This window comes from Vibrio sp. QJM3NY_15 (assembly GCF_057785995.1).
In genome coordinates, this window is sequence record NZ_CM173517.1 from 2,729,886 (window position 1) to 2,741,743 (window position 11,858).

General features: G+C 43.7%; 14 protein-coding genes. 9 read left to right on the forward strand and 5 right to left on the reverse strand.

All coding sequences use genetic code 11. The annotated features are described in order from the left end of the window. Window positions 1–193: 193 nt before the first annotated feature. From AC3CKG_RS12110 to crr, 3 genes are all read left to right on the forward strand, one after another. A complete protein-coding gene (locus AC3CKG_RS12110) occupies window positions 194–451 on the forward strand; it encodes an HPr family phosphocarrier protein (RefSeq protein ID WP_004734263.1) in 258 nt (85 codons plus the stop codon). A 137-nt stretch (window positions 452–588) separates the two neighbouring features. Continuing rightward, window positions 589–2,313: a phosphoenolpyruvate-protein phosphotransferase PtsI gene (ptsI, locus tag AC3CKG_RS12115; protein WP_017106090.1), complete on the forward strand. Its 1,725-nt coding sequence runs from the start codon at window positions 589–591 to the stop codon at window positions 2,311–2,313. A gap of 106 nt (window positions 2,314–2,419) precedes the next feature. Next, a complete protein-coding gene (crr, locus tag AC3CKG_RS12120) occupies window positions 2,420–2,929 on the forward strand; it encodes a PTS glucose transporter subunit IIA (protein WP_004737851.1) in 510 nt (169 codons plus the stop codon). A gap of 792 nt (window positions 2,930–3,721) precedes the next feature. On the opposite strand, the gene AC3CKG_RS12125 is transcribed toward crr, so the two are convergent. The 4 genes from AC3CKG_RS12125 to AC3CKG_RS12140 form a co-directional block, all read right to left on the reverse strand. Next, window positions 3,722–4,855 carry a flagellin gene (locus AC3CKG_RS12125; protein WP_004736189.1) on the reverse strand — a complete coding sequence of 378 codons (1,134 nt, stop codon included), beginning with the start codon at window positions 4,853–4,855 and terminating at the stop codon, window positions 3,722–3,724. A 298-nt stretch (window positions 4,856–5,153) separates the two neighbouring features. Next, the gene (locus tag AC3CKG_RS12130; RefSeq protein WP_488528407.1) at window positions 5,154–6,287 is read right to left on the reverse strand and encodes a flagellin; all 1,134 of its coding nucleotides are present in this window, start codon (window positions 6,285–6,287) and stop codon (window positions 5,154–5,156) included. A 121-nt stretch (window positions 6,288–6,408) separates the two neighbouring features. Continuing rightward, window positions 6,409–7,332 carry a Dyp-type peroxidase gene (locus tag AC3CKG_RS12135; protein ID WP_488528408.1) on the reverse strand — a complete coding sequence of 308 codons (924 nt, stop codon included), beginning with the start codon at window positions 7,330–7,332 and terminating at the stop codon, window positions 6,409–6,411. Between the two features lie 65 nt (window positions 7,333–7,397). Continuing rightward, on the reverse strand, window positions 7,398–7,859 hold the full coding sequence (locus AC3CKG_RS12140) for a DUF2919 domain-containing protein (RefSeq protein ID WP_488528409.1): 462 nt from the start codon (window positions 7,857–7,859) through the stop codon (window positions 7,398–7,400). 109 nt (window positions 7,860–7,968) lie between these two features. On the opposite strand from AC3CKG_RS12140, the gene AC3CKG_RS12145 reads away from it, so the two are divergent. Then, window positions 7,969–8,313, forward strand: a complete 345-nt coding sequence (locus AC3CKG_RS12145) for a DUF2956 domain-containing protein (protein WP_488528410.1) — start codon at window positions 7,969–7,971, stop codon at window positions 8,311–8,313. A 12-nt stretch (window positions 8,314–8,325) separates the two neighbouring features. Continuing rightward, on the forward strand, window positions 8,326–8,667 hold the full coding sequence (locus AC3CKG_RS12150) for a DUF4156 domain-containing protein (protein ID WP_099165306.1): 342 nt from the start codon (window positions 8,326–8,328) through the stop codon (window positions 8,665–8,667). Window positions 8,668–8,734: 67 nt separating this feature from the next. Here AC3CKG_RS12150 and AC3CKG_RS12155 read toward each other — a convergent pair whose 3' ends face one another. Then, entirely contained in the window at window positions 8,735–9,022 is a 288-nt protein-coding gene (locus AC3CKG_RS12155) for a winged helix-turn-helix domain-containing protein (protein WP_029223467.1), read from the reverse strand. Window positions 9,023–9,227: 205 nt separating this feature from the next. Here AC3CKG_RS12155 and AC3CKG_RS12160 point away from each other — a divergent pair, with 205 nt between their 5' ends. The 4 genes from AC3CKG_RS12160 (at window position 9,228) to AC3CKG_RS12175 (ending at window position 11,748) form a co-directional block, all read left to right on the forward strand. Further along, on the forward strand, window positions 9,228–9,575 hold the full coding sequence (locus AC3CKG_RS12160; protein ID WP_065103115.1) for an ArsC family reductase: 348 nt from the start codon (window positions 9,228–9,230) through the stop codon (window positions 9,573–9,575). Window positions 9,576–9,672: 97 nt separating this feature from the next. After that, window positions 9,673–10,809: a succinyl-diaminopimelate desuccinylase gene (gene dapE, locus AC3CKG_RS12165; protein ID WP_102326345.1), complete on the forward strand. Its 1,137-nt coding sequence runs from the start codon at window positions 9,673–9,675 to the stop codon at window positions 10,807–10,809. A gap of 46 nt (window positions 10,810–10,855) precedes the next feature. Then, window positions 10,856–11,530, forward strand: coding sequence for a M15 family metallopeptidase (locus AC3CKG_RS12170; protein ID WP_102297125.1), 675 nt, complete (start codon window positions 10,856–10,858; stop codon window positions 11,528–11,530). 8 nt (window positions 11,531–11,538) lie between these two features. Continuing rightward, window positions 11,539–11,748 carry a DUF2897 family protein gene (locus AC3CKG_RS12175; protein WP_017107222.1) on the forward strand — a complete coding sequence of 70 codons (210 nt, stop codon included), beginning with the start codon at window positions 11,539–11,541 and terminating at the stop codon, window positions 11,746–11,748. Window positions 11,749–11,858: the final 110 nt, after the last annotated feature.

Sequence of the window (11,858 nt, forward strand, 5' to 3'; positions counted from 1 at the left end):
ATAAAAGAAGCAATAAACAGATTCTGAAAGTCATGAGTACTCAACAAAAGACGACCATGGCTGGATAAAAATTTATAACCAGTCTAAGTTCTAACACGAACATAGCGTACTAGCCTCTAGCGGATTTACGTTAAAGCAGTTAAGCTGAATTGGTTACAAACTTACAAAAAATAAATTAATTGGGGTATATAAAATGTACGAGAAGCAAGTAGAAATCACAGCAGAAAACGGCCTTCACACACGTCCAGCTGCACAGTTCGTTAAAGAAGCAAAATCTTTCGACGCTGACATCACAGTGACTTCTAACGGCAAAAGCGCTAGCGCGAAAAGCCTGTTCAAGCTACAAACTTTAGGCCTAGTAAAAGGTACTAACGTTACTATTTCAGCTGAAGGCCCTCAAGCTCAGCAAGCAGTAGACCACCTAGTTGCTCTTATGGATCAACTACACTAATACGGTCTCCTTCTTTCAAAGCCATTTTGCACAGCAAAGTGGCTTTGTTCGAAATAGATAGCAATAAGCGCGACATTTAGTCGACGACTTAAAGTCACACATTCTCCCGTTTACAGTTGAACAACTAAGGTAAGGCTATGATTTCAGGCATCCTAGCATCTCCTGGTATTGCTTTCGGTAAAGCACTACTACTTCAAGAAGATGAAATTGTCCTAAACACTCAATCTATCTCAGACGATCAAGTTGAAGCAGAAGTTCAGCGTTTTTTTGACGCTCGTAACAAATCTTCTCAACAACTTGAAGTTGTAAAGCAAAAAGCACTTGAAACTTTTGGCGAAGAAAAAGAAGCAATCTTTGAAGGCCATATCATGCTGCTTGAAGATGAAGAGCTAGAAGAAGAGATTTTAGCACTCATCAAGAAAGACAAAATGCACGCAGACAACGCGATCTACACAGTGATCGAAGAGCAAGCTGTTGCACTTGAGTCACTTGATGATGAGTACCTAAAAGAACGTGCGACTGATATCCGTGATATCGGTACTCGCTTCGTTAAAAATGCACTAGGCATCAACATTGTGTCTCTAGCAGATATCAATGAACAAGTTATCCTAGTTGCTTACGACCTAACGCCATCTGAAACTGCACAAATCAACCTAGACTACGTTCTTGGTTTCGCTTGTGACATCGGCGGTCGTACATCTCATACTTCAATCATGGCACGTTCACTTGAGCTTCCAGCTATCGTTGGTACTAACGATATCACTAAGCAAGTTAAGAACGGCGACATGCTTGTGCTAGACGCGATGAACAACAAGATCATCATCAACCCTTCTGACGCTGAATTAGCAGAAGCTAAGAAAATCAAATCTGATTTTGAAGCAGAAGCGGCTGAACTAGCAAAACTTAAAGACCTACCAGCTATCACGCTTGATAACCATCAAGTAGAAGTTTGCGGCAACATCGGTACAGTTAAAGACTGTGACGGTATCTTGCGCAACGGTGGCGAAGGTGTTGGTCTGTACCGTACTGAATTCCTATTCATGGACCGTACTGCACTTCCTACTGAAGAAGAGCAATACGTTGCTTACAAAGAAGTAGCGGAAGCAATGCACGGTGAGTCAGTGATTATCCGTACAATGGATATCGGTGGCGATAAAGATCTTCCATACATGGATCTTCCAGAAGAAATGAACCCGTTCCTAGGCTGGCGTGCAGTACGTATCAGCTTGGATCGTCGTGAAATCTTACGTGACCAACTACGCGGCATTCTTCGTGCATCTGCACACGGTAAGCTACGTATCATGTTCCCAATGATCATTTCTATTGAAGAGATCCGTGAACTTAAAAAAGCAATCGAAGAGTACAAAGTTGAACTTCGCGCTGAAGGTCACGCATTCGATGAAGACATCGAAATTGGCGTAATGGTTGAGACTCCAGCAGCAGCTGCAATCGCACACCACCTTGCTAAAGAAGTAGCTTTCTTCTCTATCGGTACTAACGATCTAACGCAATACACTCTTGCAGTTGACCGTGGTAACGAGATGATTTCTCACCTTTACAACCCACTATCTCCAGCGGTTCTTCTTGTAATCAAGCAAGTAATCGATGCTTCTCACAAAGAAGGCAAATGGACAGGTATGTGTGGCGAGCTAGCAGGCGATGAGCGTGCAACTCTACTTCTTCTTGGTATGGGTCTAGATGAGTTCTCTATGAGCGGTATCTCTATCCCTAAAGTTAAGAAAGTAATCCGTAACTCTAACTTCGCAGAAGTTAAAGCTATGGCTGACGAAGCACTATCTCTACCTACCGCTGCAGAAATTGAAGCTTGCGTAGAAAAGTTCATCGCTGAGAAAACTCAGTAATCACCAAGAGCTTAATAAAGTTAGACGGCTAAAAATAGTCGTCTAATTTGTTAGATTGGTATAGTATATTCTACAGAATAAAACTAAACGTTAGGAGCATGACACAATGGGTCTGTTTGACAAACTGAAAAAGCTAGTATCTGACGACAGCGCTGACGCTGGTGCAATCGAAATCATCGCACCTCTATCTGGCGAAATCGTAAATATTGAAGATGTGCCAGATGTTGTTTTCGCTGAAAAAATCGTTGGTGACGGCATCGCGATCAAACCAGCTGGCGACAAAATGGTTGCTCCAGTTAACGGTACTATCGGTAAGATTTTCGAAACTAACCACGCATTCTCTATCGAGTCTGACGACGGTGTTGAGCTTTTCGTTCACTTCGGTATCGATACTGTTGAACTTAAAGGCGAAGGCTTCACTCGTGTAGCTGAAGAAGGTCAATCTGTTAAAGCTGGTGACACTATCATCACTTTCGACCTAGCGCTTCTAGAAGAGAAAGCGAAATCTACGCTTACTCCAGTTGTTATCTCTAACATGGACGAAATCAAGGAGCTGAACAAGCTTTCTGGTTCTGTAACTGTTGGCGAAACTCCAGTTCTTAAAGTAACTAAGTAATTTCGATTACTTAACTGCTTTAATAAAAACGCTACCTAAGGGTGGCGTTTTTTGTGCCTGCTATATTTATCGAGCTCCCTAAACAACGGTTCTGACTGCCGCTCTTCACCTCATTGTAGACAGCCCCTCAATAAGCCACAGCAATACTAATCCTTAATTGCCAACTGACCGCCCTACTTTGTTATTAAACCTAGTCAAACACCGTTCTAGACACTGATACGGCATGTTAGATAACGCGCTATGACTTCAGATAAACACAGATCTCTGATATCTCGCTCAGCTCGATTCTGAGATGACTAATGTTGACCACATTACTTATTCCTGATTATTCACCTATGTGAAAGGCAGTTAGCGCTATCTAGTCTATTATCTTTCGGCCACAACAAGAACCTGACATCTAATTCGAATCAAGTCTCGACCAAAAGCAGATTCCTGATACCTCGTTCTACTCGGTTCTGGAATGACGGCATGTGGACTTGCCGACTTACAGTTAACCCGTCATTCCCTGCAGTGGTAAACAAGAACTAAAGTAGCATTCTCCTTAAAAGCCAGATTCCTGATGCCTCGTTCCCTACAGCGAGGGACGAGCGTGATAGGGAATCTCGCTTTTGCTTCTTTCAACATTACGGTACTTTCTCCAACTACACCCTTAGCTAAATAACAGGCAATAAAAAACCCAGCCGAAGCTGGGTCTGTTTAGCGCTCATCTCTCACCACGAGCTAATTTGTGGAAGCCTTACGTTAACGCCTATGATGATCAACAACATATAGTCAACGTGGCTTTTTAATCGATTAACCTAGTAGGCTAAGTGCCGAGTTCGGTGCTTGCTTCGCTTGAGCAAGAATCGAGCTTGATGCTTGAGAAAGGATCTGAGACTTAGTCATCTGAGTCGTTTCTTTCGCGAAATCGGTATCTTTAATACGGCTCTTAGATGCGTTAACGTTCTCGTTAATGTTGTCTAAGTTGCTGATAGCGTGGTCGAAACGGTTTTGGAAAGCACCCAATTCAGCACGGTGGCTATCTACATACTTAAGTGCCGCATCGATGACTGCTACAGATTCTTGTGCGCCGCCAACTGATGTTACGTCGATAGTATCAACCGTTACATCTTTGCCAGGTTGCATGCCTAGTTCGCCAGCAAGGCTGCCAGAGAATGCCACTTCGCCTTCAACTTTGTTGTTACCAGTAAACATTTGCAGCTTACCGTCTTCAGTTACAGACGCTTTAACAGAGTCTTGTTGACCGTTGATGTACGTTGCTAGCTCTTCGATGTCGTCGCCCGCTTTCGCAGACACATCGATTTCTTGAGCTTGGCCGAAGTTATCAGTGAACGACATTTTTAGGTCGTTTGCGCCAGCTTGAACGTTCCAGTCTTTGTCTTTCGCGTTCTCAGTTTGGTAGCTCTTACCACCCATCTGAGCGTTATCAGAGCGCATGTCTTTCAGTTGAAGCATTACCGCTTCACCGTTATCCGCACCGATTTGGAATGATTTAGTACCGTGAGTACCGTTAAGCAGCTTGTTGCCACCAAAAGACGTGGTTTCCGCAATACGGTTCAGTTCGTCGTTCAATGCTGTTACTTCTTCTTGAATCGCTACACGCTCAGATTTTGAGTTTGAGCCGTTTGAAGATTGTAGAGACAAATCACGCATACGTTGCAGGATGTTGGTTGTCTCGTTCATTGCACCTTCAGCAGTTTGTGCAATAGAGATACCGTCGTTCGCGTTACGAACAGCAACATCAAGACCACGACTCTGAACGTTCAAACGGTTCGAGATTTGTAGGCCCGCAGCGTCATCTTTCGCGCTGTTGATTTTAGAGCCTGAAGCTAGACGCTCCATTGATGTTTGTTGTGCGCTGTTTGCGTTGTTTAGGTAACGTTGTGCTGTCATCGCTGAAACGTTGGTATTTACATTCACTGCCATGGTGACTTCTCCAATTGATTTTCCGGTATAGCGGTTTCCGACGTCTCGGAAAACCAAGTAGTTATCTCTAAGTTACTATTAATAACGGCGTGAATACTGAAACCTTTAGGAAAAAAACAATAAAATTAAAGAAATAGCGGGAAAGCGGAAGAAAGCGTGACTAGCCGTGAAATTATCAAAAAAAAGATGAGAAAAACGCTAAAGTTGTCGAGATGTCAGTCGAGCGAAAATTTGTGTTTTTATTAACCCAAGGGCTTTGGTTAAGCTGAATTACCTTTATAAGATTCGAGGCAATTTATTAACCCAGTAAGGTTAAAGCAAGATTCGGCGCTTGCTTTGCTTGAGCCAGTATTGTGGTGCTCACTTGCTGCAATATTTGCTGCTTGAGCATTTGAGTGGTCTCTTTGGCGTAGTCGGTATCTTTGATTCGGCTGTTGGATGTCGCCAAGTTCTCATGAACGTTTTCGAGATTATTTATTGCATGGTCAAAGCGGTTTTGCATTGCGCCGAGTTCGGAGCGGTGACTATCCACGTACTTCATCGCTGTATCTAAAATAGAAACAGCACGCTGCGCGCCACCCACATCGGTCACATTGATGTCATCGACTGATTCGTAATAACCCGCCGACATCGAAAGCTCACTCGCTAATGAACCTGAAAAAGAGATCGTGCCTGCAGTGTCTTCGCCAGACATATAGATCTGAAGCTGCCCTTCATCATTGACGGAAGCCGAGACCAGATCCGTTTGTCCATTAATATAAGTCGCCAACTCTTCGATATCATCGCCTGCTTTCGCGTTAATGGTGATCTCTTGTGGCTGACCAAAACGGTCGGTAAACGACATCGTCATATCATTCTGGTTGGATTTCACTTCCCACGAATCACTTGCCATGCCATTGGCAACATAACTAAATCCACCCATGTTGATGTCATCGGTGCGCATGTTTTTCAAACCTATCTGCACCGCTTCACCAGAACTGCCACCGATTTGAAATGACGTGCTACCAAAACTACCGTTAAGAAGTTTTTTACCACCAAACGAGGTGGTTTCAGCAATTCGATTCAACTCATCATTTAGAGCAGTCACTTCTTCTTGAATCGCCGTCCTTTCAGAATGGCTATTCGAACCATTACTCGCTTGCAGTGACAAATCTCGCATGCGTTGCATGATATTGGTGGTTTCATTCATCGCTCCTTCTGCTGTCTGCATAATGGAGATTCCATCGTTGGCATTTCGAACCGCGACATCAATTCCGCTCATCTGCGCTTCTAGTCGATTTGAAGTTTGTAAGCCAGCCGCATCGTCTTTTGCACTATTAATACGACTCCCTGAAGCTAAGCGCTCCAAAGATTGGTTCAGCATGTTGTTGGCATTCGACAGATTCCTCTGAGCCACCAGCGCTGAGACATTTGTATTAACAGTTATAGCCATAGACCTTCACTTACAAAAAGATGAATAAAACTCACGATTGCTCTTATATCGACCAATTCATATAAAGCTTTAATAAAAAAGGAGCCCTGAGGCTCCCTTTGTTTATTCTTTTTGAGATGATTTACTTAACCGTTAATGCACTCAACATGCCAGTCGACGGTGCAAAGTAGTAAGCGCCTGTCACCGCTTTAGTAAAACGAAGCAGTTGGTCTGTTTTACCATCTGTCACGCCGTACATGCTCTCTAGCATCGCATCAAAGTTATGACGAACGTTACAGTAAGCAATGAACAGTAGGCCGTGGTCGCCCGTTGCTGTGCCGTAAGGTAGGCTGTGACGAACAATTTTAAGGCCCTTACCTTCTTCTTTGATATCCACACGACCAACGTGAGACGCCGCAGGAACATCATCTAGCTCGATAGAGTCTGGCTTAGTACGGCCAACCACTTTCTCTTGTGCCGATACATTCAATCGGTTCCAAGCAGGTAGGTTATGCACAAAACGTTGCACCATCACATAACTACCACCAGCGAACTCACCTTCAGGCACAATCGCTACTTCAGCGCGCTGTGCGTCTTTCGGGTTTTCAGTGCCATCAACGAAATCGGTCATGTCACGTGAATCTAGGAAGCGGTAGCCGTAAGTTTCATCTACTACTTCAACGTCTGCTGCTACTTCAGATAGCAATTTACGTAGGATAAAGAAGTGCAGATCGTGTCGATTTGAATGACAGTGAATAAGAATATCAGACAATGTGCTCGGTGCAGTGACATCACCCTCACCAAGCGCAGGGAAATCAATTAGATCAGAGGGAGCAGCTTGCTCGAACTTATCCCAAAAAGCCTTTGAGAACGCAACCGACGCCGTTAAGTTTGCATCTGGTTGAGTTTGGTTAAGCTCGTCGATTAGAGTCGGAAGCTTTTGAATTTCAGCTAATACGTTAGCAGCGTTAGCATTCACTTTTAATTGAACGTAAAGAGCGAAAGGCCCAGCTTCTGGCAAGATAGCACTTTGAACGTTAGGCTGCTCATTTGAGATGTTAAGCATAGATTAATCCTTTCATTTTTAGCTTCTAAGTATAATTGTGAATGGGACAAGTGTTTTGATGAGAATCAGTCTTCGAGCTCAACCACTTTAAAGCAATCCCTAGCGGCATGACTATTGGTTAGAAAAAGCGCTAACCATAGGAGCAACAACAGGGTGATGCCATTTGACCAACGGAACCATCCGTTATCCAAATAGATTAAATAAACGGTATGAGCCCCCTGCGCCAAGATAGCCATCATGGTGACCCAACGCCCCCAAGACACGACTTTATTGAGGCGTTTTCTATCTGGTGTTCTAAGTCCAAACAACCACATCAGTAGCAAGCTAGGGATACTTAAAGCAATTCCGACATAAAACATCTGGTGATCTGGATAGATTATCTCGAGGATATCCGTACCCGACTCTCGGCTTGCGCCCGCAACAATGAAAACGACCAAAGCTTTCGCCAGAAATAGCCAACCTAACCATAATAAGATCGGGGCTTTCAAAAAGCCGTGTTTGTCGTATTGTTCTATGGAGTACCGCACAAATCTCACTTTCACTTATTTTCAAACCAACACTTTAACGCAAATCATTCATACTTAACTAGGTTTGCGTTATCTTATTGGTTAATCCGTTTTAATTATCGAACTCAGTATGAAAAAGAAAACTAATACACCGTCTGTTGAATCTCAACAAGAAGCACTGAAGATAGCCAAAGCGACGCAAAAGCCAGCTCAAACCAAAGAACAAACGAAGTTAATTGCTCAGGGTATCGAGAAAGGCATCGCACTTTACAAGAAACAGCAAAAAGAACGCAGTCGCCAAGCTGATAAAGCAAAGAAACGTGTACAGAAAGAGAAGCAGACTCTACAAGCTAATCTAGACGAAGAGAACAATGTAGACACGAGTATTGAAACAACATCAAATCACGCCGGTAAATTGCCGTGGTTACTATTGTTCGCAAGCTGGGTTGGTTTCGCGATTTATTTGATGAAATAGCAGGGTAAACGTATGAAAAAGGAATTAGTCGCTTTAGCTATGACTGGCATGTTATTAGGGTGCACGACACCGACGACAGTCCCGCATAGCGAAGCTGACCAAGTACAAATGGATTATCACGGACTGATTGATATCAACAAGTGCGAGTACAAAGGAGAAGTCACAGGCAGCGAAGGCCACTGGTACAGCTACCTATTCTTCCCAAATGACACTCTGATTCAAGGCGCAATGAACGAGTTAAAATTCAACGCCATTGAATTAGGCGCAGACACCGTCATATTTACCCTTCCCCAAGACTTTAGTACTTCCGTCACTATGCTTGGCACAGCCTATCTGTGTAAGAGAGAAAGTTAATCAGTAAATCGGCATCTCAACATGCTTTGATTTTACGACGCCCAAAAGAAAGCCAGCTTTCGCTGGCTTATGCACTAAATCCAAGGCTTGTTGCTATATCGCCTTTACGTTCGATAACCCATTGACTATCAAATGGCCCCCAGTCGGATAACTGGTAATAACCATCATTATGACGTCGCCCATCTTGAACAAACATAAGTTCGATACCGATCCCCGGTAACGCCTTGAGTACATCTTGAATAGTACGACGAGGCCAACCCGTTTTTTCGATGAGTTTAGGCACATTTGGCCTATCAAGGCTTTCCACTAACAATGCTAAATATAGCCGCCTTGCAAAAACAGGACTCAACTCCATTGACACCTCCTATATATGTGCAACTCAATTATTTCTTTTTTCGCTGACAACATGTTGAGGCTGATCAATAAGTCTCCAATAGTGACATTTTCTTACTGTTTTTTTTCACTCTATGAAATATTCCTCACTCTATTTTGTCTGAATTGCAGCTTCCTGATAGGATTCAACTCATAACAACGAAATAAAATCACCCAAAGGAAGAATAATGACTATCACTATGTTTGGCATTCCGAACTGCGACACCATCAAAAAAGCAAAGAAATGGTTAGAAGCTGAAGGTATTGAGTTCGAATTTCACGATTATCGTAAACAAGGCATCAACGAAGAGCTGGTAAAAACTTTTTGTTCAGAACTTGGTTGGGAACTGGTGCTAAACAAACGTGGTACGACTTATCGCCAACTGACTCAAGAACAAAAAGACACGCTAACGGAAGAAAAAGCAGTGGCTCTGCTTGTTGAACAACCGGCAATGATCAAGCGCCCAATTTTGAACGTTGATGGCAAGCTTCACATCGGCTTTAAAGCTGATCAATATGCCGCTATTTTTGCGTAATTAGTAGTATTAGAATAAATAACAAAGCGTTGAACCTCCCCTATTCAGCGCTCAACAATTAATGACTAGACGTTTTATTTAAACAAGGAATTCAAGGATGACAGATAGCCCAACTTTGGCTCTGGCAAAAGACCTAATCAGCCGTCAATCGGTAACCCCTGAAGATGCAGGCTGCCAAGATCTGATGATTAAACGCTTAAAAGCATTAGGCTTTGAAATCGAAGTGATGGTATTTGAAGATACGACGAACTTCTGGGCGCGCCGTGGTACAGAAGCGCCTCTCTTTGCCTTTGCTGGCCACACTGATGTTGTACCTGCTGGCCCAATTGAGCAATGGAACACTAAACCATTCGAACCGACTATCGTAGATGGCTTCCTGCACGGTCGCGGCGCGGCAGATATGAAAGGTTCTCTAGCTTCAATGATCGTTGCAGTAGAACAGTTCATTGCTAAACACCCTGATCACACCGGCTCAATCGGTTTCCTTATCACGTCAGATGAAGAAGGTCCTTTCATCAACGGTACGGTACGTGTTGTTGAAGCTCTGATGGCTCGTGGCGAGAACATCGACATGTGTATTGTGGGTGAACCATCAAGTACTGAGTACGTCGGTGATGTCGTGAAAAACGGCCGTCGTGGTTCTATCACTGGTGACCTAACAGTTAAAGGCACACAAGGTCATGTTGCTTACCCTCACCTAGCGAACAACCCGGTACACAGCTCTCTGCTTGCGATCAATGAACTGGCTACTACCGAGTGGGACAAAGGTAATGATTACTTCCCACCAACCAGCTTCCAGATCCCAAATGTAAGTGCGGGTACGGGTGCGTCAAACGTAATTCCTGGTGAATTTAATGTTCAGTTTAACCTTCGCTTTAGCACAGAGTTAAACAACGACATCATCGTTGAACGAATCACAAATACACTCGACAAGTACGATTTCGAATACGATTTGAAATGGACATTCAATGGCGACCCGTTCTTAACCGACGCTGGCTCGCTACTTGATGCTATTGTGGATGCCGTTGGTCACGTCAATGACGTAAAACCAGCACTACTGACTACAGGTGGTACATCTGACGGACGCTTTATTGCGCGCATGAAAGGGCAAGTAGTAGAACTAGGTCCGGTTAATGCGACCATTCACAAGGTTAACGAATGCGTGAAAGTGGCTGACTTAGAGAAGCTAACCGACATGTACGAAAGAACACTAGTGAACCTGTTTGCTAAATAGTTCTTTGATCAGCGATTGATAGCATCTAATTATTGAGAGACGCGTTATGACACCAGAGCAGCTTACCGGACAATCAGATTCTCATCTGGAACCTAACCTGATTGGCACCAAGACATTCTTGGTCCACAGTGATGTCAAAGATGATCTAAACAGTTTGATTGAAGCTGCTCAACTCGCTGGTTTTAAAATGGAGATTGCCAGTGGCTTTCGCGACTATGAAAGGCAATCTCTGATTTGGAACCGCAAGTTTTCTGGTGAAGCACCGATATTAGATTCAGAAAGCCAACCACTGGATGCTTCAACACTCAGTGAACAACAAAAGTTGTCGGCGATTCTGAGGTGGTCTGCGCTTCCTGGGGCGAGTCGTCACCATTGGGGCTGTGACTTTGATGTCTTTGCTCGTAATCATTTACCTGAAGGCACGCAGCTACAGCTGGAACCATGGGAATACCTTACTGGCCACCAGCAAGCGTTTTACCAATGGCTGGTGGCCAATGCATCTCAATATGGTTTTTTCTTCCCTTACAGCCAAGACCTTGGCGGTGTTGCGATAGAACCTTGGCATATTAGCCACCGTAAAGTTTCACAGTTGTGTTTATCACAGTTATCTCCCACTTTACTTGGCAAGCAACTCCAATCTAAGCCAATATTAGGGTATGAGATAATTATGGAGCAGCTAGACGAGATCTATGCGCGCTTCGTGGCGAATATCAGTCATTAGGAGCGCTTATGTTGGAGTGGCTTACAAACCCTTGGGTTATCATCATCATCGTGGTTAGCGTTGTGGTGGGTAATATTGCTGCGCTCAAACAGACCGCCAATATGGATCTGACAGGTCGTAACAAAACAGAGAAAGACTTAGACAAGCTCAATCAATTAGATAAACAGAACCAAGAGAAAGCTCAAGAAGATAAGTCCACAGAGAACAAAGACACTTAACCTAATGCCTTTGATGCGCTCGCCCCAACAAGTCAGGTGCGCTGTTATCCCTAATTAGAAATTAGACAACAGATAGATAAAACGCTGGCGAACGAACATAAAAAAAGAGG